Below are 22,449 nucleotides of genomic sequence, written 5' to 3' on the forward strand. Positions count from 1 at the left end.
GTCGGGAGGGGGGGTGTCGTCAACGTCAGGGATCACGGAGGGGAACGTATGCGCGAGTTCCGGGTCTGGTGCGGGCGTTGCCCGATCATGGACGGGGATGGGGAATTCAGGGCCGATCGATGGGCAGCGCTTGGCGCACGCCAGGGCTGCCCTTGACGTGCGCGGCAGAAGCGGGCGATCGGCTCGACCCGAGCGTCCGCCCCGGTGTTCGCCCGGGTGACGACGAGACAGGGGCCGACCGGGGCGGCTCGTGCGGAGCGCGTCGGTTGTACGGGCTTCGGCGGGGGAAGCTCATAGACTGACGCGGGCGGTAATCCGCGTGGGCGAGGGGCGGTTGACGGTGCGTAAGGCATGGATCCTGGCGGGTGCCGCGACTGCGGCGGGGCTCAGCTTCGTGATGCTGCTCGTCATCGGCGTGTACATCATCGCCGGGAACCTCACCAACGGTGTCGGCGGCAGGAGCGTCGGGCTGGCCAAGGGCGCCGTGCCGGCCGCGTACCAGGCGCTCGTGCAGAAGTGGGGAAACCTCTGCGCCGCGATCGACCCCGCGCTGCTCGCCGCCCAGCTCTACCAGGAGAGCGGATTCAACCCGAATGCCAAGAGTCCGGCGAAAGCCCAGGGAATAGCGCAATTCATCCCCGGCACCTGGGCGACGCACGGCATCGACGGCGACGGGGACGGCGACCGTGACGTCTGGGATCCGAATGACGCGATTCCGTCGGCCGCGACGTACGACTGCGAGCTGGCCTCGTACGTCAAGAAGGTGCCCGGCGACCCCACCCACAACATGCTCGCGTCGTACAACGCGGGGGCCTACGCGGTCATCAAGTACGGGGGTGTGCCGCCGTACCGGGAGACCCAGAACTACGTGAAGACGATCACCACGCTGGCGAAGAGCTTCGCCGCGCCCGTCACCCGGGTCGATCCGTCCGAGCAGGCCGCCGGGGCCATCTACTTCGCGCAGAAGAAGCTGGGGACGCCGTATCTGTGGGGTGGCAACGGCACGCCTGAGCAGGGCGGACGCTTCGACTGTTCGGGGTTGACCAAGGCGGCCTACGAGAGTGTCGGGATCACCCTGCCCCGGGTCGCCAACGATCAGTACAACGCCGGGCCGCACCCCTCACGGGACCAGCTGCTGCCGGGCGACCTGGTGTTCTTCTCGACCGATCCCAACAACTCCCGGGCCATCGACCACGTCGGCATCTACGTCGGCGGCGGGTACATGATCGACGCGCCCCGTACGGGGGCCGTCATCCGGTTCGACCCGATCGACACCCGCAAGTACTTCGGTGCCACGCGGGTCACCGAAGATGGCGCGAAAGCGCTCCCCACGGGTGTCTGAACCGGACGGCAACCGGCCCGCTGAGCTGCGGTGATGTATCTCTCTTCGATAACGTCTGCGTGATCATTCGGTGGAGAGTGGAACGTATCAACGGGAGTCATGCGTTCCTGTTGACGTAGCCGGGCAACGCGCGGATCTACGACCACGGGGGTGTGGGGACGAGCGGCGTGCGTGAGGCACGCCGGGCAGCAACGACGAAGGGGCCGCAGCACCATGGCTGGACTCGCCGCATCCGGGTCGAACCCCGACGTCGACCTGCTCTATGACATCAACGGCCTCGCGAAGGACGCCCCGCACTGGCTGGACCGGACCGTCGAGTTCGTCGGCGAGTACGGGCTGCTGCTGGCGATGGTGCTGCTCGTGGTCTGGTGCTGGTGGACTGTACGGCGGCGGCCCGCGTCGGCCGAGGAGGCCGCCTCGGCCGTGGCCGCGCTGGTGTGGGCGCCGTTGGCCGCCGGACTCGCGGTGCTGGTGAACGTGCCGATACGGGGGTTCGTGGAGCGGCCCCGGCCCTTCCTCGACCACCAGGGGCTCGAGGTCCTCGTCTCCGGCAAGACCGACTACTCCTTCGTGAGCGACCACGCGACCATCACCATGGCGATGGGGGTCGCGCTGTTCGTCGCCAACCGGAGGTTCGGGCTCGTGGGGATCGGGCTGGGGCTGCTGGAAGGGTTCTGCCGGGTGTACATGGGAGTGCACTATCCGACCGACGTGGTCGGGGGGTTCGCGCTCGGCACGGCTGTGGCGTTGCTGTTGTCGCCGGTCGCTTCGATGCTGCTCACCCCTGTGATGAAGGCGGTCGAGGGGTCGGGTTGGGCGGGGTGGGCCGTGCGGGGGCGCTCCGCTCGGGCGGGCGGTCGGGACGCGGACACGGTGGTGTCGGGGGCTCGGGTGGAGTCGGCCTCCGCTGAGGAGCGGGACCTGGCCGCCTAGGGTTCGTACGGCCCTGCGCCTGGGGGTTGAGCTGGGCCCGGGGGCCGGTGGGACAGGGCTACAGGGACTGTGCGTAGGTGAAGAAGTCGGTGGGGTCGTACCGGTGCTTCACCTGGGTCAGGTGCGGGAGCGCCGGGCCGTAGTACGCCTTTTTCCAGGTGGGGAGGGTGGGGTCGGCGTAGTTCTGGTAGGCGGCCCCCGAGGCGTGCGGGGTCATGGAGTGGTGGGCCGTCGTCAGCCAGGACTGCGCTGACGTGCCCGTGGTGCCCGCTCGCCAGGACACGAGGTACTGGGCCAGCATCCGGGAGCGGCGGTGGACGAAGGCCGTGGCCGTGTGGGAGACGCGGTTGACCGCGCCGCCGAGGGCGGTGAGCGCGATGCTGCCCGAGCCGCCGCGGACGGTCCCCATCTGCTGGAGCAGGGTCCGGATGCCGGCCGGCGAGAGGGAGCGGTCGAAGAAGTCGGAGCGGGCCGCGTACGTCTCGCGGCCCAGTGCGCCTCGTGGGGAGCGGCCGGGGGTCGAGCCGGGCAGATGGCACTGGGCGTCGGTGGCGAAGGACGAGCAGCCGGCGTAGATCTCCATGGCGTCCTCGTAGGACCGGCGGCGCAGTGACACGCTCGTCGCCGGGGCGCCCACGCGGTCCGCGAGGCGGTCGACGGCGTTCTGGAGCCGGCCGTAGGTGCCGATGCTGAAGGCGGAGACGGAGATCTTCGGGGTGCCGCCGGGCGTGCTCGTCAGGTGGAGGGCGGACCAGATCTCGTCCGGCTGGGTGGGGCCCCATTCCTGCCAGGCCTTCACCACGGCCGCGGCCCTCGACCATGGCCAGGAGAGCCGGCCGGTCACCGCCTGGGGGGCGGGGTGGGTGGTGAAGTGGAGTTCCGTGACGACGCCGAAGTTGCCGTTGCCGGCTCCGCGCAGCGCCCAGAACAGGTCCTTGTGCTGTGTGGCGTCGGCGGTGAGCTGCTTGCCGTCCGCGGTGACGATCGTCGCCCGCGTGAGGCTGTCGCAGGTCAGGCCGTACGCGCGGGAGACCACGCCGTGGCCGCCGCCCAGGACCAGGCCGGAGACGCCGACCGTGGGGCAGGAGCCGGCCGGGATCGTCACGCCCTTGGCGGCGAGCGCACGGTAGACGTCGATCAGTTTGGCGCCGGCGCCGACGACGGCGGAGGTGCCGCTCGCGCGAACCCGGTTCAGCCGGGAGACGTCGAGGATCAGCCGGCCATCGCCCGAGGACCAGCCGCCGTAGGAGTGGCCGCCGTTGCGGATGGCGACCTTGGTGCCGTGGGCGCGGGCGTACGCCAGGGCCGTACGGATGTCGTCGGTGTGGGCGACGTAGGCGACCGCGGCCGGGCGCAGGGTGTCGAAGCGGGTGTTGTACAACTGCCGGGCCGCCGTCCAGGAGGCGTCGCCGGGGCGGATGAGGGGGCCGTCGAGGGAGCGGCCCAGGGCGGCCCAGTTCGCGGCGGCCGCGGCGCCCGTGGTCCGCAGCGGGATCTTGCCGTCCGCGGTTCCGGAGGCGCCCGGGCCCGCGGATGCGGTCGCGGAGGAGCCGCCGCTGCCGTCCGACCGGCACGCGGCCGTCGCGACTGCCGCGACCGCGGCCGTGCCGCCTGCGATGAACGTACGCCGTTGCATGTCTGACCGCCCTGTGCCTTCCGTCGGCTTCACGGAACGAGACGGGGCCGTCGGCCCGGGGGTTCCCGTGAGGGGGGAACGGAACGGGGTCAGTCGTGGGTGTGGCCCGCGGCGTCCGCTCTGGCCAGGCTTCTCGCCCTGCGTGCCGGGCCGCGCCAGCCGCAGGTGCAGCGGGCCAGGCAGAAGGGGCCGTGTTCGACGGTCGTGGTGGTGTGGGCTGCCCCGTCGCCGGGGGAGGAGGCCGAACGGTCCTGCTGAGTCACGGTGTCAACGGTACCCAGCTCCGGCACGAACGACTCGTATGCCCACTGCAAGCCTTCCGCCACGCGTGACGGGGGCCGCCCACCCGTCGTTATCGGGAACGACAGGGCGCCCGTCACGGACGAACCGGCTGGGGGTAGACAGCGATGGCTCAGCGGCAGCAGCGGTGGTGGGGCACGGCGGTCGTCGCGGGGCTGGTGGCCGGGGTCTGTGCGGGTGCCGCCGGGTGCGCCGGTCCCGGGGTCGAGGTCGGGGCCGCGGACGACCGGGCCGCCGACCCGGTCGAGACGCTGCGCCGGGCGGCCGACGCGCTGGTGGCGGCGGGCAGTTCGAAGGCCCGGACGTCGATGGAGATGGCCACCGGCGGGACCCGCGTGACGATCCGCGGCGAGGGCGTCTACGACTACCGCCGGCAGCTCGGGCGGTTGAAGGTGGTGCTCCCGCAGGATCCGGCCGGGACCACCGAGCACCGGCCCATCATGGAACTCCTCGCGCCCGGGGCGCTGTTCATGAAGAACCGGGGGGCGGGCGTGCCCGCCGACAAATGGGTGCGGGTGGACACGGCGACGCTGTCCGACGGGAACCTGGTGACCGGCGGCGCCACCGATCCGTACGCCGCGGCCGAGGTGCTGCGCGGGACGCGGAGCGCCACCTATGTGGGCCGGAGCGAGTTGGCGGGGACCGAGGTGCGGCACTACCGCGGCACCGCCGACCTCGCCGTGGCCGCGAAGGGCGCCTCGGCGGGGGGCCGGGACGCGCTGGGCGCGGCGGCGAAAGGGTTCGCCACGGCCCAGGTCCCGTTCGACGTCTACCTCGACGACGAGGGGCGCATCCGCAAGGTCCGGCACCGGTTCAGCTTCGTCAACGGCCGGCAGAAGGAGGCCGTCGCGGTCGCCTCGACGACGCTGCTGTACGACTTCGGGCTCCCCGTCGACGTACGGCTGCCGGCGTCGGCGGACATCTACGCCGGGCGGATCGCCGAGGAGTGAACCGGGGTGGCGCGGAGGAGCGACCGGGTCGTGATGGTGTGGTGGGGGCTGGATTCGGCCATGGAAACCGGTATGAGGACTAGCCCGTCCGTGCCATGCGCGGTCTGTACGCCGCTCCCTACTCTAGGAAGTCGGTGACGGCAGGGACGAGGTGATGCGCGTGGCTCCGGTCGGCGGTACGGCGGTTCAGGACCACGTGGCCCTCGCCGAGATCGAACTGTGCGGGGAGCTGATCATCGCGGCCTCCGCCGCAGAGGACCGGCTCAGCCTGGAGAGCATCGACGAGGTGCTGAGGGTGGCCGAGGAGCGCGAGGCCCGCGCCGGATGACGGGCGGGCCTTCTGCCGACGGTCTCCCGTCGGATGACGGCCGGGCCTTCCCGACGGTCTCCTGCCGGATGAGGACGGGCTTCCGCCGACGGCCGCCCGTCCGATGACGGGCGGGCCCACTCCCGACGGTCTCCCGTCGATGCGGCAGGTCAGGTCCGCAGCAGGCGGCCGATGGCCTTCGTGGCCTCCTCCACCTTCGCGTCGATCTCGTCGCCGCCCTTGACGGCCGCGTCGGCGACGCAGTGGCGCAGGTGCTCCTCCAGCAGTTGAAGCGCGAAGGACTGCAGCGCCTTGGTGGAGGCGGACACCTGGGTGAGTATGTCGATGCAGTAGGTGTCCTCCTCGACCATGCGCTGGAGGCCCCGGATCTGCCCCTCGATGCGGCGCAGGCGCTTGAGGTGCTCGTCCTTCTGCTTGTGGTAGCCGTGCACACCGCGGTCGTGGTCGGTCACGACCTCTTCGGTGGCCGCCCCGGCCTCGGTGGTCGTCATCGTTGTCCTCCAGACATATACCCCTACTGGGTATATCGTACCGAACTTTGCCGGGTATAGGGCCTGTGGCCGCCGCTGTCGGCGGCCTGTGGACTGGACCACCGGGCGGCCCCGCTGCCGGTCGCCGCATTTGATGGGCGACACTGGTGGGCGGCCCATTAGCCGTGGCCGGATGATGCGCCTAGCATCAGCCTGACCGAAACCGATGCATCCTGAGGACCCCACGTGCGCTTTCGTCTGACCCCCAGGGAGACGAGCTTCTACGACATGTTCGCCGCGTCCGCGGACAACATCGTCACGGGCTCGAAACTCCTCATGGAACTGCTCGGGGCGGACACCGCCGGCCGGGCTGAGATCGCAGAGCGTATGAGGGCCGCGGAACACGCCGGTGACGACGCCACGCACGCGATCTTCCACCAGCTGAACTCCTCCTTCATCACGCCGTTCGACCGCGAGGACATCTACAACCTCGCGTCGTCCCTCGACGACATCATGGACTTCATGGAGGAGGCCGTCGACCTCGTCGTCCTCTACAACGTCGAGGAACTGCCCAAGGGCGTCGAGCAGCAGATCGAGGTGCTGGCGCGGGCGGCCGAGCTGACCGCCGAGGCCATGCCGAACCTGCGGACCATGTCCAACCTCACCGAGTACTGGATCGAGGTCAACCGGCTGGAGAACCAGGCCGACCAGATCCACCGCAAGCTGCTCGCCCACCTCTTCAACGGCAAGTACGAAGCGATCGAGGTGCTGAAGCTCAAGCAGATCGTGGACGTGCTGGAGGAGGCCGCGGACGCGTTCGAGCACGTGGCGAACACCGTGGAGACCATCGCGGTCAAGGAGTCCTGACCTCTTCATGGACACCTTCGCTCTGGTCGCGACCATCGCGGTCGCGCTCTTCTTCACGTACACGAACGGCTTCCACGACTCGGCGAACGCGATCGCGACGTCCGTGTCGACGCGGGCGCTGACGCCGCGGGCGGCGCTGGCGATGGCCGCGGTGATGAACCTCGCCGGTGCCTTCCTCGGCTCCGGGGTCGCCAAGACCGTCAGCGAGGGGCTGATCGAGACGCCCGAGGGATCGCAGGGGATGGGGATCCTCTTCGCGGCGCTGGTCGGCGCGATCACCTGGAACCTCGTCACCTGGTACTTCGGCCTGCCGTCCTCGTCCTCGCACGCGCTGTTCGGCGGCATGGTGGGCGCGGCGCTGGCCGGCGGGACGCAGGTCCACTGGGACGGGGTGCTGGAGAAGGTCGTCATCCCGATGTTCGTGTCACCGGTGGTCGGTCTGCTGGCCGGCTACCTGGTGATGACGGCCATCATGTGGATCTTCCGGCGTGCCAATCCGCACAAGGCCAAGCGGGGCTTCCGTATCGCGCAGACGGTGTCGGCGGCCGGTATGGCGCTCGGCCATGGTCTCCAGGACGCGCAGAAGACGATGGGCATCGTGGTGATGGCGCTGGTCATCGCCGATGTCGAGGACTACGGCGACCCGATCCCGGTGTGGGTGAAGATCGTGTGCGCCGTGATGCTGTCGCTGGGCACCTACGCGGGCGGCTGGCGCATCATGCGCACGCTCGGCCGCAAGATCATCGAGTTGGACCCGCCGCAGGGCTTCGCGGCCGAGACGACCGGCGCCTCGATCATGTTCATCTCCGCGTTCCTCTTCAAGGCGCCGATCTCGACGACGCACGTCATCACCTCGGCGATCATGGGTGTGGGCGCGACCAAGCGGATCAACGCCGTGCGGTGGGGTGTCGCCAAGAACATCGTGCTCGGGTGGTTCATCACCATGCCGGCGGCGGCGGTCGTCGCGGCCTGCGCCTTCTGGGTCGTCAGGCTGGTGTTTCTGTAGAGGGCGCTTGCGTCCTGCGGGCGGACGGCGACGTCTGCCCCCCCCACAACGCGCGAGCCCGCCCCCCGGGAGCCGGGGGGCGGGCTCTTCTGCGTCCTCGCGGTGGCACCGCCATGCAGCACCGCGAGGGGTCTGGGCGGTCTAGCCGAAGCGGCCCGAGATGTAGTCCTCGGTGGCCTGGACCGACGGGTTGGAGAAGATGCGCTCCGTGTCGTCGATCTCGATCAGCCGGCCGGGCTGGCCGACGGCCGACAGGTTGAAGAAGGCCGTGCGGTCGGAGACCCGCGCCGCCTGCTGCATGTTGTGCGTCACGATGACGATCGTGAAGCGTTCCTTCAGCTCGCCGATCAGGTCCTCGATGGCGAGGGTGGAGATCGGGTCGAGCGCGGAGCAGGGCTCGTCCATCAGCAGGACGTTCGGCTCCACCGCGATCGCCCGCGCGATGCACAGACGCTGCTGCTGGCCGCCGGAGAGGCCCGAGCCCGGCTTGTTCAGGCGGTCCTTCACCTCGTTCCAGAGGTTCGCGCCCTTGAGGGACTTCTCCACGACGTCCTGCAGCTCGTTCTTCTTGTAGCTGCCGTTCAGCCGCAGGCCCGCCGCCACGTTGTCGAAGATCGACATCGTGGGGAAGGGGTTCGGGCGCTGGAACACCATGCCGACCTCGCGCCGCACGGACACCGGGTCGATGCCGTGGCCGTACAGGTCCTCGTCGTCGAGGAGCACCTTGCCCTCGACGCGGCCACCGGAGGTGACCTCGTGCATGCGGTTCAGCGTGCGCAGGAACGTCGACTTGCCGCAGCCGGACGGGCCGATGAACGCCGTCACCGAGCGCGGCTCGACGGTCATCGAGATGTCCTCGATCGCCTTGTGGGAGCCGTAGTACGCGGTCAGTCCGCTTACGTCGATTCGCTTGGCCATGTCTTCTACTTCACTTCCGGAGTCGGTCGCTGTGGGGTCGCCGTCAGCGACGGTCTTCGGGGCCTTCCAGCGGGCGATGCCGCGGGCCACCATGTTGAGGATCATCACGAAGGCGATCAGCGTGAGCGAAGCCGCCCAGGCACGGTCGTACGCCGCCTGCGAACCCGCGCTCTGCGAGTACTGCTGGTAGATGTACAGCGGCAGGGACGCCTGCGCGCCCTCGAACGGGTTCGTGTTGATGAACGGGTTGCCGAAGACGAGGAGCAGGACGGGAGCGGTCTCACCCGCGATGCGGGCGACGGCCAGCATGACGCCGGTGATGATGCCGCCGATGGAGGTCGGGACGACCACCTTCAGGATCGTGCGCCACTTGGGGATGCCCAGTGCGAGGGAGGCCTCGCGCAGCTCGTTGGGGACGAGCTTGAGCATCTCCTCCGTAGAGCGTACGACGACCGGCATCATCAGGATGGCCAGCGCCAGCGAGCCCGCGAAGCCGAAGGGCTGCATGTCGAACATCAGCATGAGGCTGAGGATGAACAGGCCCGCGACGATCGACGGGATGCCCGTCATGACGTCCACGAAGAAGGTGACGGCGCGCGCGAGGTTCCCGCGCCCGTACTCCACCAGGTAGATCGCGGTGAGGATGCCGATCGGGGCGCCGATCAGGGTGGCGAGGCCGACCTGCTCCAGGCTGCCGATGATGGCGTGGTAGATGCCGCCGCCGGTCTCGGAGTCGGCGACGACGCCCATGGAGTGGGTCAGGAAGTAGACGTCCAGGACCTTCGTGCCGCGCTGCACGGTCGCCCAGATCAGCGAGGCGAGCGGCACGATGGCGATCAGGAAGGCGACCCAGACGAGGGCGGTGGCGATGCGGTCCTTGGCCTGGCGGCGGCCCTCGACGCGGGCGGCGATGCCGAAGGTGGCGAGCAGGAAGACGAGGCCGGCGATCAGGCCCCACTGGGCGCGGCTGTCGAGGCCCGCGGCCAGGCCGATGCCCACGGCCAGGGCGATCGAACCGGCCGCGATGGCCCAGGGGGACCACTTCGGCAGGCTGGCGCCGCGCAGGGTGCTGGGGCGCTTGTCGTTGACGACGGCGTGGCTCATGCGTTGGCCCCCGAGTACTCACTGCGGCGGGCGATGATCGCGCGGGCCGCGCCGTTGACCAGCAGGGTGATGACGAACAGGACCAGACCGGAGGCGATGAGCGCGTCCCGGCCGAATTCCGACGCCTCGTTGAACTTGCTGGCGATGTTCTGGGCGAAGGTGCCGCCGCCCGGGTTGAGCAGGCTGGCGTGGATGTCGAAGTCGGGGGAGAGGACCGTGGCGACGGCCATCGTCTCGCCGAGGGCCCGGCCGAGGCCGAGCATCGACGCGGAGATCACACCGGAGCGGCCGAACGGCAGCACGGACATCCGGACGACCTCCCAGCGCGTGGCGCCGAGGGCCAGGGCGGCCTCCTCGTGCATCTGCGGGACCTGCCGGAAGACCTCGCGGCTGACGTTGGTGATGATCGGCAGGATCATGATCGCCAGGAGGATGCCGACGGTGAGCATCGAGCGCGGAGCGCCCTGGTCCCAGGAGAAGATCCCGGTCCAGCCCAGGTATTCGTCCAGCCAGCCGAAGAGGCCGTCCATCTGCGGTACGAGGATCAGGGCGCCCCACAGGCCGTACACGATGGACGGTACGGCGGCGAGCAGGTCGATCACGTACGAGATCGGGCTGCGCAGCCTGCGCGGGGCGTAGTGGGTGAGGAACAGCGCGATGGCCACGGCGATCGGGACCGCGAGGACCATGGCGATCACCGAGGAGACCACGGTGCCGAAGGCGAGCACGGCGATGCCGAACTTCGGCGGGATCAGGCCGGTGTTCCACTCGAAGGCGGTGAGGAAGTTCGCGTCGTCCTTGCTGATGGCCAGCGACGCCCGGTACGCGAGGAAGCCCGCGATCGCGGCCATGATCGCGAGCAGCAGGATGCCCGACCCGCGGGAGAGACCGAGGAAGATCCGGTCGCCGGGTCGGGTGGCGCCGCGCGCCGCGCGCTTCTGCTCGGTCGGGGTGGGCGGGACGGTGGGAGGAGGCGCTTGGTCTGTCTTCTGTGTCGATATGTCCATTGGGGTTCTCCGGTCTGCGGAGCCGCTCGTGGGTGAGCGGCTCGGGCGGGGCCGGGTGTGCGTGCGGCCCCTGGCGGCGGTGCACCGGACCGCACCTTCAGATCAGCTCAGGCCCTCGATGGTGGTGCGGACCTTGGTGATGATGGAGTCGGGGATCGGCGCGTAGTCGATGCCCGAGAGGATGCCCTGGCCCTGCTCGCTGGCCAGGTACCGCAGGAAGGCCTTGGTGGCCGGCAGGGTCTCGGCCTTGTTGCCCTTGTCGCAGGCGATCTCGTACGTCACCAGGGTGATCGGGTACGCGCCCTCGGCCTTGGTGGTGTAGTCGAGCTTCAGCGCCAGGTCGTTGCCCGTGCCGACGACCTTGGCGGCCGCGACGGCCTTGGTGGCGCCGTCGGAGGAGGCCTTGACCGGGGCGGCGGCACCCGTGTCCAGGGCGACGGTGCCGAGACCGTCCTTGGCGTACGACAGCTCCATGTAGCCGATGGCGCCGTTGGTCTGCTTGACGCCCTGGGCCACGCCGGAGGAACCGGCCGCGGACTGGCCGCCCTTGGCCTGCCAGGCCTTGCCGCCCTCGTACTTCCAGTCGTTCGGGGCGGCGGCGATCAGGTACTTGGTGAAGTTGTCCGTGGTGCCGGACTCGTCCGAGCGGTGGTACGGCTGGATCTGGAGGTCGGGAAGCTTCGCGTCGGGGTTGAGCTTCGCGATGGCCGCGTCGTTCCAGTTCTTGATCTTGCCGTCGAAGATCTTCGCCATGGTCGGCGCGTCCAGGACGAGGTTCTCGACACCGGACAGGTTGTACGCGACGGCGATCGGGCCGGCCACCATCGGCAGGTTGATGCCCTGGCCGCCGGAGCAGACCTGCTTGGAGGCGGTGACCTCTTCCGGCTTCAGCGCGGAGTCGGAGCCGGCGAAGGCGACCGTGCCCTGCGTGAAGGCCGTGATACCGGCGCCGGAACCGGAGCCCTTGTAGTTGACCTGGACCCCGTTGCAGGCCTGGGTGAAGTTCTTGACCCAGGCGTCGATCGCGTTCTTCTGCGCGGAGGAGCCGTCGGCGAGGAGCTGGCCCTTGGCGTCGTCACACTTGATGTCACTGGCGCCCGTGGCGGCGGCCGAGCTGCCGCCGCCGCTCTTGGAGCCGGTGTCGTCGGAGCCGCACGCCGTGAGGGCCAGGGCGCCGGAGACGGCGAGAGCACCGAGGGTGAGGGCCCGCCGGTTCATGCGCTGAAGCTTCACTTGAGGAAAATCCTTCCAATAGCCGCCGTCCTGAATCCGGCGGCGTGCGAAGACTGTGGCGGCACGAGCGCTTCCCTGAAGTCGCGCACCGCACCGTGTAAGGCCGAAATTAGGCAGAACAGGTGAAGCCGCCTATGGGCCTAAATGAACGCGGGGTGAACCCCTGGAGGCGGTGTGGTTAGGTCACGGAACGCTCACGTCGAGGACACAGGGTGATTCCGGCCGGAGTCCGGACTATGTCAGGTGTGCAGCGGTCAGCAGCGCGTCCACGAGGGCCCTGTCCCTCGGCTGGGTGAGGCGCTCGCGGGCGGCCGCCGGGGGCAGCCAGAGCAGCCGGTCCACCTCGTCGTTCGGGGTGAAACGGCCGGGCCCGGCCTCGGCCGCCCAGTAGCGGACCTCCTTGGGGCGGTCCTGGACGACATAGCGGACGGCCTGCAGGTAGGGGCCCGGGTGCGCCGCGTACCCCGTCTCCTCGGCCACCTCGCGGACGGCGCATGCCAGCCAGTCCTCGCCGTGCTCGAGCTTGCCCTTGGGGTGCGACCAGTCGTCGTACTTCGGCCGGTGGACCAGGCATATCTCCAGCTCACCGCCGGACGGCGACCGGCGCCACAGGACGCAGCCGGCTGCCCGGACGGCAGCCCCGACGACGGTCTCGTCGGGACTGCCTTCGGGTCTGCCGTGCGGAGTGCCTCCGGGACCGCCGTGTGGAGTGCCGTGTGGAGTGCTCACCGGTCACCGCCTATCCGTGGGGCCGTATACGAACGCCGGCGTGCGGGCTACGACGTGCCCGTGCCGATGGTCTGCTTCTGCCACGAACGCTGGAACGCGTAACGGGCCGCCTCCACCTCGTGCCGCTGGTCCGCGTGCAGCACGCCGAGCGCGTAGGCCGTCGCCGGGGCGATGCGTGGCGTACGGGCCGCCTGGGCCGCCGCGGCCGCCGCCTCCGAGGCGTCGCGGTGACGGTCGAGGGCCTGGCCCGCCGAGAGCAGCCGGACGTCCAGCGGGGCGTCGCTCCCGTGCAGGACCTCCAGGGCGTACCGGTGCAGCCGCAGCAGGAGCCGGACCTGGTGCCAGGGCGCGTCCTGCGGGTGCGGGGCGGGGTCCGGGGACAGGCCGTGGATCAGCGCCTCAGCGTTGTACGGATGGCCCGCGGTCACCAGGGGCAGCGCGGCCACCGCGTCCGTGAGCCGCTCCTCGGCCGCGGTGGCGAGGGGGCGCGGGTCGGTGGTGGCGGCATGCGGCGCGAGGGGGACCTCGCTGGCCAGGACGGCGACCTTGTCCGCGACGGCGTGGAAGCGGGAGGAACCGAGGGCCTGGAGGGCGGTGGAGTGGGCCCGGGTGCGGGCGAGGGTGAGCTGACGGTCGAGGAGGGCGCCCGCCTTCGCCGCGCCCACGGTGAGATTGCCGCGGTCGGGGGTGGGGCGGGGGGGCGGTGGTCGTCGCCTCTGCGGGGCGGTCCTCTGGGATGCGGATGCGGATGTGGGCGCGGATGTGGGTACCGCGGGTGCGGCGGTGGTGGTGGGCGCGGCGGCGGATACGGCCGTTCCTGAGCCCGTTCCTGTGCCACTTCCCGTCCCCGTCCCCGTCCCCGAAATCTGCGTCGGTACCGTCGTCGCGCCCGACAGCCGGTGCAGCGCCAGCAGCAGCCGGTCCAGGCGGGACTCGCAGGCGTGCTCCAGTGCCAACGTGCCCGACAGCCAGGCCAGTTCGGGCCGGATCTCCTCGGACCAGCCGGGGTCGAGCAGCGGGCGGAACGTATGCAGACTGCCGCTGATCCGGCGGGCCGAGCGGCGCAGGGCGCGCGCCGCGGCGACGGCGTCCGCCGTGCCGCCGCCCGAGCCGTTCGGCCCGCCGCCGGTCTCCCGGTGCAGGCGCAGCGCACGGAGGAACTCGGTTGCCTGGCCCCGGAGATAACCCGCGAGGGCCTCTCCGGTCACGGGCAGGGCGGCGGGGGCGGCCGCGGAATCCGTCAGGTCATGGTGTTGCTGTGCCACGCCGGCGCCTCCGGGCGTCTATGAGCATCTCCTGGACGTTGCGCAGGGGTTGGCCGTCCGCGTCGGTCGCGTGCCGGGTCCACTCGCCGTCCGGGCCGAGGTGCCAGGAGGCGGTCGCGTCCGACATACCGGTCTCCAACAGCCGGTTCAGGGCCGCGCGGTGGGCCGGGTCGACGACCCTGACCAGTGCCTCGATACGACGGTCGAGGTTGCGGTGCATCATGTCGGCGCTGCCGATCCACACCTCGGGTTCGCCGCCGTTGCCGAAGCCGAACACCCGGGAGTGCTCCAGGAAGCGGCCGAGTACCGAACGTACCCGGATGTTCTCCGACAGGCCCGGCACGCCCGGCCGTACGGCGCAGATGCCGCGGACCCAGACGTCGACCGAGACACCGGCCTGCGACGCCCGGTACAGGGCGTCGATGATCGCCTCGTCCACCATCGAGTTGACCTTGATGCGGACGTGGGCGGGGCGTCCGGCGCGGTGGTGCTGGACCTCCTTGTTGATGCGCGAGATCAGGCCGTCGCGCAGGGACTTGGGGGCGACCAGCAGCCGGCGGTACGTCTCGCGGCGGGAGTAGCCGGAGAGCCGGTTGAAGAGGTCGGAGAGGTCCGCGCCGACCTGCGGGTCGGCCGTGAGGAGGCCGAGGTCCTCGTACAGCCGGGCCGTCTTCGGGTGGTAGTTGCCGGTGCCGACGTGGCTGTAACGCCGTAGCGTCTCGCCCTCCTGACGGACCACCAGGGACAGCTTGCAGTGGGTCTTCAGACCGACGAGGCCGTAGACGACGTGACAGCCGGCCTCCTCCAGCTTGCGCGCCCACTTGATGTTGGCGTGCTCGTCGAAGCGGGCCTTGATCTCCACCAGGACGAGGACCTGCTTGCCGGACTCGGCGGCGTCGATGAGCGCGTCGACTATCGGGGAGTCGCCGGAGGTCCGGTACAGGGTCTGCTTGATCGCGAGGACGTCCGGGTCGTCGGCCGCCTGCTGGAGGAACGCCTGCACGGAGGTCGAGAACGAGTCGTACGGGTGGTGCAGCAGCACGTCACGGTTGCGCAGCGCGGCGAAGATGTCGGGCTCGGACGCCGACTCCACCTCCGCCAGGTCGCGGTGGACGCCCGCGATGAACTTGCGGTACTTCAGCTCCGGCCGGTCGAGGCGGTGGATGCGGAAGAGGCCCGTGAGGTCCAGCGGGCCCGGCAGCGGGTACACCTCGGCCTCGCTGATCTTCAGCTCGCGCACCAGCAGGTCGAGCACCTCGCGGTCGATGGACTCCTCGACCTCCAGGCGCACCGGCGGTCCGAAGCGGCGCCGCATGAGTTCCTTCTCCAGGGCCTGGAGGAGGTTCTCGGCGTCGTCCTCCTCGACCTCGAGGTCCTCGTTGCGGGTGAGGCGGAAGGCGTGGCTCTCCAGCACCTCCATGCCCGGGAACAGCTCCTCCAGGTGGGCGGCGATGACGTCCTCGACGGGGACGTACCGGCCCGGGGAGCACTCCAGGAAGCGGGACAGCAGCGGCGGCACCTTCACGCGCGCGAAGTGCTTGTGCCCGCTGACCGGGTTGCGCACGATCACCGCGAGGTTCAGGGAGAGACCCGAGATGTACGGGAAGGGGTGCGCCGGGTCGACCGCCAGGGGCGTCAGGACCGGGAAGATCTGGTGCCGGAACAGCGTGAAGAGGCGGGCCTGCTCCTTCTCCGCCAGCTCGCTCCAGCGGACCAGGTGGATGCCCTCCTCCGCGAGGGCGGGGGCGACGTCCTCGTGGTAGCAGGCGGCGTGCCGGGCCATCAGCTCGCGGGAGCGGGCCCAGATCATCTCCAGCACCTCACGGGGCTGGAGGCCGGAGGCGGAGCGGGTGGCGACGCCGGTGGCGATACGGCGCTTGAGTCCGGCCACCCGGACCATGAAGAACTCGTCGAGGTTGCTCGCGAAGATGGCGAGGAAGTTGGCCCGCTCGAGCAGGGGCGTGTTCGGGTCCTCGGCGAGTTCGAGAACCCGCTCGTTGAACGCCAGCCAGCTGCGCTCCCGGTCGAGGAAGCGGCCCTGCGGCAGCTGGGGCCCGTCGTACGGCGACTCCTCGTATCCGTCGAGGTCGGCGTCGATGTCGGGTTCCAGATCGGATACCGCGGCGGCCACCGAGTGCGGGCGGTGCGCGGCTATGGAGCCCACGGAGGGCTGCTCGTGCTGGACCTTGGCCTGGGAGTTCGACTGGCTCATGGACCCATTCTTCCGCGCCGACGGCGACACAGGCGCGTCGGAACGTGCGCGGGGGAGCGCGGTGGCGTTCCCGTCGAGGCGTTTGTCCTCGGGGGGAGGCGAAGGCTCGGGCACGGCACGGTTCATTGGCTGAGCGTCGCAAGGTCGTCTGAACCAATGGTTACGGAGACATGGCGTGCGGGATATCGGGGGGCGGCTCGCGGGGGTGGGGGCGCTTCGTGCGGCCGGCTCCCGTACGACTTCGGGCCCGGTACGTCCTCTCCCCCCGTGGAGGGACGACCGGGCCCGTGCTGGTGGAGCCCCCGGGCGGGTCAGGCCGTGCGGTGTCGCAGGAGGCGGAAGGACACGGCGGTGGCCGCGGCGGCGACGGCCAGGAGGATGCCCGTCTCCACCAGGTGCAGGGGCCAGAAATGGGACTCCGGGTGGTAGGTGGCGTAGTAGCCGGTGACACCGAGGTCGTCCAGGCAGCGCCGCGTCTCCCCGGCGGTGCCGTCGCAGCCCCAGTGGTTCACCCGCGGGGCGGGGCTGCCGTGGACCAGCGCGCCCTGGTCCACCTGCCAGGCCCTGTCCGGGGCGTGGACCTCCTCGGTCGCCGAGGTCCGGGTCCGGGCAGGCCACAGGGAGGTGCGGAAGTGCACCAGGACCTGGGCGAGCAGCCAGGTCAGGGTGGCGGAGACGGCCAGCGCGGGCAGGCCCCGGCGCGTCAGGAGCGCGGTGAGCGTGCCCAGGGCCAGGGCGCACAGGGCGTAGGCGACGGCGGCCGGGCCGAGGGCCACGAACACGCCGTCGCCCATCCAATCGGTACCGATCAGGACCCGGTTGGGCTTCCAGGCCCAGCGGAACACCAGGACCGAGGCGGTGACGCCCAGGGTCACGGCGAGTGCCGCGCCGGCCAGCTTGGCGGTCAGCCAGCGGGCCGGGGTGATGCCCTGCGACCAGGCGAGACGGGCGGTGCCGTTCTCCAGTTCGCGGCCGATCAGCGCGCCGCCCGCGAAGGCGGCCACGGCGACGAAGGCGTTGGCGGTCAGGGCGGCGATCCCGTCCATCGGCGCGCTGTAGCCGAGGACGCCGACGCTCATGTCGCACCAGTCCCGGGTCGACCGGTCGCAGGCCTCCTGCTTGGCGCGCGCCTCGTCGGCGGTGACCTCGGTGAGCCACACCAGCCAGCCCGTCAGCCCCAGCACGGCCAGACCCCAGACGAGGAGGGCGGCGCGGTGCAGTCGCAGGACGGTGCGGGCGACGCCCCAGCGGGCGCCGGTGGCGTCCCCGGCCACCTCGGGCCTCCGGGGCACGCGCGCGGTGGCCACGGCGGTCATACGGCGGCCTCCTGGGGCACGCGCGTGGTGGTGGCTGCGCTGTTACGGGTGGTGAGGGCGGGGCTGTTACGGGTGGTGATGGCGGCGCACATGCGCGCGGTGAGGGCGGCGCTGTTGCGCATGGTGATGCCGGCGCTCATACGGCGGCCTCCTCGCGCGTGGGCGCCGGGTCGGGCGTCGGGGTGGGGCTCGGGGTGCGTGTCGTTGCCGTGGACCGCCGCAGCAGGGCGAACGCGGTGACGGTGAGCCCGGCGGCGACGGCCAGGAGGAGGGCGGTCGTGGTCAGCTGGAGGGGCCAGTAATGGGACTCGGGGTGGTACTCCCTGTAGAAGCCGGTGGCGTCGAGCTTGGCGTACATCTCGGCGCAGCCCTCGACGAACGTCGGCCCGCAACCGGGATCGGCGATATGGGCGCCGTGGGCGGTGACCAGGCCGGAGTCGACCTCGACACCCTCCATGACGTACCCGGTGTCGAGGCCGGTGACGCGGGTGACGGTCGGCCACAGATGCGGCATGGCCAGGTCGGCCGCGACCCGCAGGACGACGGTGAAGCCCAGTCCGGCGACCAGCGCGGGCAGCGTACGGCGCCACAGCAGGCCCGCGAGGGCACCCGCGGCGAGGCCGGCCAGCGCGAGGGCGACCGTGGTGGGCCCGTTGGCGTGCAGGGTGGGGGAGTCGTGCCAGGACTTGGAGGTGCCGATGCGGTTCCGGTTCGCCGACCAGGCCAGGTGGTGCAGCAGCACCAGCAGGCCGGTGCCGACGGCGACCAGGGCGGCGGGGGCGGCCAGTTTGGCGGCCAGCCAGCGGGTCGGGGAGAGACCCGTCGTCCAGGCGAGGTGGGCGGTGCCGCTCTCCATCTCGCGGCCGACGAGGGCGGCGCCGGCCCAGGCGGCGACGAGGAAGGGCAGCCCGATCACGGCGAACGTGGTGTACGTGTACACGTCCCGGTACCGGATGATCGCGTCCTGGTCGTAACCGCACGGCCCGTCCTCGACGCAGGCGCGGTACTGCCGCCAGCCGTCGGCCGCCGCGTCACCGAGCGGGCCCCACATCGCCAGCAGGGTGAGGGTGAGGACGGCGACGAGAGCGGCCCAGACGGCCAGTCCGGGACGGTGCAGGCGCAGCAGCCAGGGCAGCAGCCGGGGCCGCGGGGTGGTGGACGAGGGGTGTCGGTGGGGTTCATACGGCGGCCTCCTCCGGGTGGGCGGGGGGTGAGGGGGGCCGCCTGGGGGTTGCGGAGGTAGGCGAGGACCAGGTCCTCCAGGGACGGTGCCGTGGGACGCCAGTGGTCGGCGACCGGACCCGAGGGGCGCAGGAGGGCGGTGAGCTGACGGCCGGTGACGCGGGACTCGACGACCGTGTGCGCGTCGAGTGCGCCGGCTTCCAGGGAATCCGCGGGTGCGCTCACGCGCGCGTGGGCGGCCAGCAGTTCGTCGATCTCACCGGCCAGGCGGACCCCGCCGCCCCCGATCAGCAGCAGGTGGTCGCAGGAGTCCTCCAGCTCGGCGACCACGTGCGAGGACATCACGATCGTGGTGCCGTGCTGCGCGGCCTGTGCCATCAGGGTGCCCATCAGCTCGTGCCGGGCCAGCGGGTCGAGGTCGGCCATCGGCTCGTCCAGGAGGAGCAGCTCCGGCCGCTTGCCGAGGGCCAGGGCGAGCGCGACACGGGTGCGCTGACCGCCGGAGAGCGTGCGGATGCGGGCCTTGGGGTCCAGCTCGCCCGCGGAAACGATCCGCTCGGCGGTGGCGGCGTCCCAGCGCGCCGGGTTGAGGTCGGCGCCCACGAGCAGCGTCTCGGCGACCGTGAGCTGCGGGTACAGCGGCTTGTCCTGGGCGACGTAACCGACACGCGCGCGTGCGGACGCCGGGTCCGTGCCGAGGACGGTGACCGACCCCTCGGTGGGGGCCAGCAGGCCGGCGGCGAGGGCGAGGAGCGTGGACTTGCCCGCGCCGTTGGGCCCGACGACGGCGCAGACGCGCCCGACGGGCAGCCGGAACGCGCACGCGCGCAGCGCCCAGCTGTCGCGCCGGCCGAAGCGCTTGCCGAGCGCGGTTGCCGCCATGGCGGTGTCGGTCATGAAGGGTCCCCCTGGAAGTGCTTGTCGTGGGTGGTGGGGTCGTGGGTGGTGGGGTGAGGTCGGCCGGAGGCGGGTCCGGAGGGGTCGGTGGGGTTGATGGGATCGGTGGGTTGAGTGAGCTTTGTGGATCCGGTGTGGTCGGCGGGGTTGTTGCGGGCGGTGCGAGCGGCGCGGGCGGCGGCCGGCTCGCCGCGGTCGTCCGTGAAGTGCTCGTCCAGTACGGCGGTGAAGAGCGCGCTCACGTCGTCCCGGTCGAGGCCTGCCGCGTGGGCCCGGCCCGCCCACTCGTCCAACTCGGTGCGCAGGGGAGAGTCGGCGGGGGCGGTGCTCAGCGCGCGCCGGACGAAGGTGCCCACCCCGCGCCGGGCCTCGACCAAGCCGTCGCGTTCCAGCTCCCGGTAGGCCTTGAGCACGGTGTTGGGGTTGATGGCGGTGGCCTCGACCACCTCACGAGCCGTCGGCAGTTTGTCGCCGGGGCGCAGCATGCCCAGGCGCAGGGCCTGCTTGGTCTGCTGGACGATCTGGACGTAGGTGGCCACGCCGCTGTGCCGGTCGATGCGGTATTCCACCACTCGACAACCACCCTTTCACTAATTGAGTAGTGAAAGGGTGGTGGAAGAGGGCTGGGTAAGTCAAGCCGTCCGGCGTCGCTGGTGGTCACTGGGGGGCACTGGGCGGTGGGCGGTGGGTGGTGCTGGCGGCGCTACTGGGCGGTGGGCACCCACCGCTCCCGCTCCCGCCACCTCCCGTCCCACTACCGCCGCCGCGGCCCTGCGGGAGCTGGCCGCCGGCAACCGCCGTTGGCGCACCTTCCGCGAGCGGCACCCGGACGAATCCCCGACCGTCCGGCAGAGCCTGACGCAGGGCCAGCACCCCTACGCCGTCGTCCTCGGCTGCATCGACTCCCGCGTCCCGCCCGAGCTGGTCTTCGACCAGGGCCTCGGCGACCTGATGACCGTCCGCACTGCCGGGGAGGTCCTGGACGAGGCGGTCCTCGGCAGCGTCGCGTACGGCGTGCTGGAGCTGGGCATACCCCTGGTCCTGGTGCTCGGTCACCAGTCCTGCGGTGCCGTGCGCGCGGCGGTCGAGGCGGACCTGTCCGGCGAGCGGCTGCCCGCCCACATCCAGTACCTGGCCGACCAGATACGTCCGGTCATCGACCGCGGTGAGGAGGGCGACGCCCGCATCGACGCCACCATCGACGCGAACGTCCTGGCCGTCCGCTCCCGGCTCGCCGCCGAACCCGACCTCGCCGCGAAGATCACGGCCGGGAAACTGGTCGTAGCGGGCGCCCGCTACGAGCTGACGACCCAGACCGTGCACCGCCTCGCCTGACCCCCCCCCCGCTCCTCTTGCGGGCGGAGGCCGCCTCCCGGTACGACACCGCGGCCTCCGCCCGCGGACGACGTTGTACGAGATGTCGTCCGCGGCACCCCCTCCTCGTGTCCCCCGGTACCCCTACGACCTCCTCGAAGCCGTTGCCCCCCACGGGCTCCCGCTGCTTCCCCCGCCGAGGCCGGGAGGAAGTCCCGCTCGCCCTTCCACATCCCCTAGGGGCGCTTCCCGCCCCGGTATCCGGGCGGGGGCGAGCGCACCCCGCCCTGCGGGGCAATGGGCTGCGGTGACGAGGAGATCGCGGCGCGGACTGCGGACGACGGACGCCGTAGCCGAGTGGCTGCCCGCGAGCCCGCCGTCGCCCCTGCGGAGTCCCACGAAGATGAGAGCCGGGTCAGACCCCGCTATCGTCCACGGAGTCGTAGAGGCCCCGTGCGGAAGGCATCTCCCGTGACCGACATTCCCGCCGACCTGACGTGGGTGCGCGCCGCCCCGCCGGAGGCGACCGGCCCCGGCCCCTGGATCGAGATCGCCTTCGGCGAGGGCGACGACGAAGAGGCCCCCGTCTACCTCCGCGAGACCAGCGACCCGGACAACGTGGTCACCACGAACCGCCGCAAGTGGGACGCGTTCGTCCTGGGAGTGCAGGCAGGGGAGTTCGACCACTTCGTGGAGGGCGTGGAGGGCGTGGAGAACGTGGAGGACGGGGAGCACGCCGAGGGCTCGGCGCAAGCGCACGGCGACCCCGCGAACACCGTCTGACATGAGGTCAGAGACGGTCCTCACAGCGAGCCCTGAGCCCGCCTCCCGTACACCGTCAGTCATGAGAACATCGAAGCGGGCCTTCACCCGACCAGTCGTCAGAAACGGCACTCGGCCGTGAAGTGGGACAACGACGGAACCACACGACAGGTTCCGCTCCGACCTCATTGCCCGGCGTGACCTCCCGTGATACACAGAGTGACGAGTGCGAGCTATTCGTACGAATTCCGCCCGTCAATGACGCCAAGTCGACATACGAAGGCGGCGTTGTCGGCGACAATGAGTGCTGACCTCTGCACACCGCAGGGGCCTCTCGGAACTACCCACCAGGGGCGGTGACTTACATGCTCTTTGCGGCCGACAAGGGAGACATCAACACCATCATCGGCGGGATCGCTCCGGACTGGGGCCCCTTCGGCAGCCTGGGCAACGAGGCCAAGGTGATGATCGAGGTGGTGATGGCCATCGCCATCCTGCTCTGTCTCGGAATCGCGATCTGGGGCGCCGCCAAGCAGCGCATCGGCGCGACGGCCCTGCGCGACACGTTCAGCGCGGAGCAGGGCAAGGGCCTCATCATCGCCGGGCTGACGGGCGTCTTCATCATCGGGTCCCTCGGCACCCTGTTCACGATCGTGTACGGCATGGCCGTGTAGCGGG

21 protein-coding genes and 3 pseudogenes are annotated in these 22,449 nt (G+C 71.0%); 9 read left to right on the plus strand and 15 right to left on the minus strand.

The annotated features are described in order from the left end of the window. The first annotated feature begins 334 nt into the window (after positions 1–334). Positions 335–1,342 carry a bifunctional lytic transglycosylase/C40 family peptidase gene (locus BM536_RS16365; protein WP_281258577.1) on the plus strand — a complete coding sequence of 336 codons (1,008 nt, stop codon included), beginning with the start codon at positions 335–337 and terminating at the stop codon, positions 1,340–1,342. 213 nt (positions 1,343–1,555) lie between these two features. Beyond that, complete coding sequence (locus BM536_RS16370; protein WP_073496864.1) at positions 1,556–2,275, plus strand: phosphatase PAP2 family protein; 720 nt, start codon at positions 1,556–1,558, stop codon at positions 2,273–2,275. A gap of 58 nt (positions 2,276–2,333) precedes the next feature. Here the strand turns inward: BM536_RS16370 and BM536_RS16375 are convergent, their stop codons facing one another. Then, positions 2,334–3,911, minus strand: coding sequence for an FAD-binding oxidoreductase (locus BM536_RS16375; protein ID WP_094103069.1), 1,578 nt, complete (start codon positions 3,909–3,911; stop codon positions 2,334–2,336). A gap of 89 nt (positions 3,912–4,000) precedes the next feature. Further along, positions 4,001–4,174: a hypothetical protein gene (locus tag BM536_RS41235; protein ID WP_170109915.1), complete on the minus strand. Its 174-nt coding sequence runs from the start codon at positions 4,172–4,174 to the stop codon at positions 4,001–4,003. Positions 4,175–4,318: 144 nt separating this feature from the next. On the opposite strand from BM536_RS41235, the gene BM536_RS16385 reads away from it, so the two are divergent. Together BM536_RS16385 and BM536_RS41240 are read left to right on the plus strand one after the other, a co-directional pair. Then, a complete protein-coding gene (locus BM536_RS16385; RefSeq protein WP_094103070.1) occupies positions 4,319–5,161 on the plus strand; it encodes an SCO4651 family lipoprotein in 843 nt (280 codons plus the stop codon). 154 nt (positions 5,162–5,315) lie between these two features. Then, positions 5,316–5,489, plus strand: coding sequence for a hypothetical protein (locus BM536_RS41240; RefSeq protein WP_170109916.1), 174 nt, complete (start codon positions 5,316–5,318; stop codon positions 5,487–5,489). A gap of 149 nt (positions 5,490–5,638) precedes the next feature. Here BM536_RS41240 and BM536_RS16390 read toward each other — a convergent pair whose 3' ends face one another. Beyond that, a complete protein-coding gene (locus tag BM536_RS16390) occupies positions 5,639–5,980 on the minus strand; it encodes a metal-sensitive transcriptional regulator (RefSeq protein WP_073496857.1) in 342 nt (113 codons plus the stop codon). 225 nt (positions 5,981–6,205) lie between these two features. Between BM536_RS16390 and BM536_RS16395 the strand changes: the two genes are divergently transcribed. Together BM536_RS16395 and BM536_RS16400 are read left to right on the plus strand one after the other, a co-directional pair. Further along, complete coding sequence (locus tag BM536_RS16395; RefSeq protein ID WP_073496855.1) at positions 6,206–6,826, plus strand: DUF47 domain-containing protein; 621 nt, start codon at positions 6,206–6,208, stop codon at positions 6,824–6,826. A 7-nt stretch (positions 6,827–6,833) separates the two neighbouring features. After that, complete coding sequence (locus tag BM536_RS16400; protein WP_073496853.1) at positions 6,834–7,832, plus strand: inorganic phosphate transporter; 999 nt, start codon at positions 6,834–6,836, stop codon at positions 7,830–7,832. A gap of 141 nt (positions 7,833–7,973) precedes the next feature. Here the strand turns inward: BM536_RS16400 and pstB are convergent, their stop codons facing one another. The 12 genes and pseudogenes from pstB to BM536_RS16455 all read right to left on the minus strand — a co-directional run. After that, on the minus strand, positions 7,974–8,750 hold the full coding sequence (gene pstB, locus BM536_RS16405) for a phosphate ABC transporter ATP-binding protein PstB (RefSeq protein ID WP_073496852.1): 777 nt from the start codon (positions 8,748–8,750) through the stop codon (positions 7,974–7,976). A 51-nt stretch (positions 8,751–8,801) separates the two neighbouring features. Then, positions 8,802–9,854: pseudogene (pstA, locus tag BM536_RS16410) on the minus strand (phosphate ABC transporter permease PstA); the annotation flags it as partial. Then, entirely contained in the window at positions 9,851–10,861 is a 1,011-nt protein-coding gene (gene pstC / locus BM536_RS16415; RefSeq protein ID WP_073496848.1) for a phosphate ABC transporter permease subunit PstC, read from the minus strand. The gene pstC and the pseudogene pstA, both read right to left, overlap by 4 nt. Positions 10,862–10,963: 102 nt before the next feature. After that, complete coding sequence (pstS, locus tag BM536_RS16420) at positions 10,964–12,094, minus strand: phosphate ABC transporter substrate-binding protein PstS (protein ID WP_073496846.1); 1,131 nt, start codon at positions 12,092–12,094, stop codon at positions 10,964–10,966. 234 nt (positions 12,095–12,328) lie between these two features. Continuing rightward, positions 12,329–12,823 carry an NUDIX hydrolase gene (locus BM536_RS16425; protein ID WP_079275139.1) on the minus strand — a complete coding sequence of 165 codons (495 nt, stop codon included), beginning with the start codon at positions 12,821–12,823 and terminating at the stop codon, positions 12,329–12,331. Between the two features lie 47 nt (positions 12,824–12,870). Beyond that, the gene (locus BM536_RS16430) at positions 12,871–14,088 is read right to left on the minus strand and encodes a CHAD domain-containing protein (protein ID WP_094103071.1); all 1,218 of its coding nucleotides are present in this window, start codon (positions 14,086–14,088) and stop codon (positions 12,871–12,873) included. Continuing rightward, positions 14,069–16,300 (minus strand): RNA degradosome polyphosphate kinase, encoded by a 2,232-nt coding sequence (locus tag BM536_RS16435; protein WP_073496844.1) that lies wholly within the window; start codon positions 16,298–16,300, stop codon positions 14,069–14,071. The genes BM536_RS16430 and BM536_RS16435 overlap by 20 nt, the downstream gene beginning before the upstream one ends. 311 nt (positions 16,301–16,611) lie before the next feature. Continuing rightward, positions 16,612–17,616: an ABC transporter permease subunit gene (locus BM536_RS16440; protein WP_094103072.1), complete on the minus strand. Its 1,005-nt coding sequence runs from the start codon at positions 17,614–17,616 to the stop codon at positions 16,612–16,614. Next, entirely contained in the window at positions 17,613–17,756 is a 144-nt protein-coding gene (locus BM536_RS40790) for a hypothetical protein (RefSeq protein ID WP_158086528.1), read from the minus strand. Before BM536_RS40790 ends, BM536_RS16440 begins: the two co-directional genes overlap by 4 nt. Then, positions 17,753–18,667 (minus strand): ABC transporter permease subunit, encoded by a 915-nt coding sequence (locus tag BM536_RS16445; RefSeq protein ID WP_425444638.1) that lies wholly within the window; start codon positions 18,665–18,667, stop codon positions 17,753–17,755. The genes BM536_RS40790 and BM536_RS16445 overlap by 4 nt, the downstream gene beginning before the upstream one ends. Before the next feature lie 127 nt (positions 18,668–18,794). Continuing rightward, a pseudogene (locus tag BM536_RS16450) lies at positions 18,795–19,695 on the minus strand (ABC transporter ATP-binding protein). Positions 19,696–19,889: 194 nt separating this feature from the next. Beyond that, positions 19,890–20,267: pseudogene (locus BM536_RS16455) on the minus strand (GntR family transcriptional regulator); the annotation flags it as partial. A gap of 40 nt (positions 20,268–20,307) precedes the next feature. On the opposite strand from BM536_RS16455, the gene BM536_RS16460 reads away from it, so the two are divergent. The 3 genes from BM536_RS16460 (at position 20,308) to BM536_RS16470 (ending at position 22,445) form a co-directional block, all read left to right on the plus strand. Then, positions 20,308–21,030: a carbonic anhydrase gene (locus tag BM536_RS16460; protein ID WP_425444642.1), complete on the plus strand. Its 723-nt coding sequence runs from the start codon at positions 20,308–20,310 to the stop codon at positions 21,028–21,030. Between the two features lie 450 nt (positions 21,031–21,480). Then, complete coding sequence (locus tag BM536_RS16465) at positions 21,481–21,792, plus strand: DUF397 domain-containing protein (RefSeq protein WP_245873518.1); 312 nt, start codon at positions 21,481–21,483, stop codon at positions 21,790–21,792. A gap of 344 nt (positions 21,793–22,136) precedes the next feature. After that, entirely contained in the window at positions 22,137–22,445 is a 309-nt protein-coding gene (locus tag BM536_RS16470) for a hypothetical protein (protein ID WP_073499096.1), read from the plus strand. Positions 22,446–22,449: the final 4 nt, after the last annotated feature.

The organism is Streptomyces phaeoluteigriseus (genome assembly GCF_001896135.2).
GTDB lineage: Bacteria > Actinomycetota > Actinomycetes > Streptomycetales > Streptomycetaceae > Streptomyces > Streptomyces phaeoluteigriseus.

Bases quoted from the DNA above. Each gene is read 5' to 3' on its own strand.
- BM536_RS16370 (WP_073496864.1), top strand. From the start codon at position 1,556: ATGGCTGGACTCGCCGCATCCGGGTCGAACCCCGACGTCGACCTGCTC.
- BM536_RS16375 (WP_094103069.1), bottom strand. From the start codon at position 3,911: ATGCAACGGCGTACGTTCATCGCAGGCGGCACGGCCGCGGTCGCGGCA.
- BM536_RS16385 (WP_094103070.1), top strand. From the start codon at position 4,319: ATGGCTCAGCGGCAGCAGCGGTGGTGGGGCACGGCGGTCGTCGCGGGG.
- BM536_RS41240 (WP_170109916.1), top strand. From the start codon at position 5,316: ATGCGCGTGGCTCCGGTCGGCGGTACGGCGGTTCAGGACCACGTGGCC.
- BM536_RS16390 (WP_073496857.1), bottom strand. From the start codon at position 5,980: ATGACGACCACCGAGGCCGGGGCGGCCACCGAAGAGGTCGTGACCGAC.
- BM536_RS16400 (WP_073496853.1), top strand. From the start codon at position 6,834: ATGGACACCTTCGCTCTGGTCGCGACCATCGCGGTCGCGCTCTTCTTC.
- pstB (WP_073496852.1), bottom strand. From the start codon at position 8,750: ATGGCCAAGCGAATCGACGTAAGCGGACTGACCGCGTACTACGGCTCC.
- pstC (WP_073496848.1), bottom strand. From the start codon at position 10,861: ATGGACATATCGACACAGAAGACAGACCAAGCGCCTCCTCCCACCGTC.
- BM536_RS16435 (WP_073496844.1), bottom strand. From the start codon at position 16,300: ATGAGCCAGTCGAACTCCCAGGCCAAGGTCCAGCACGAGCAGCCCTCC.
- BM536_RS16440 (WP_094103072.1), bottom strand. From the start codon at position 17,616: ATGACCGCCGTGGCCACCGCGCGCGTGCCCCGGAGGCCCGAGGTGGCC.
- BM536_RS40790 (WP_158086528.1), bottom strand. From the start codon at position 17,756: ATGAGCGCCGGCATCACCATGCGCAACAGCGCCGCCCTCACCGCGCGC.
- BM536_RS16445 (WP_425444638.1), bottom strand. From the start codon at position 18,667: ATGTGGGGCCCGCTCGGTGACGCGGCGGCCGACGGCTGGCGGCAGTAC.
- BM536_RS16470 (WP_073499096.1), top strand. From the start codon at position 22,137: ATGCTCTTTGCGGCCGACAAGGGAGACATCAACACCATCATCGGCGGG.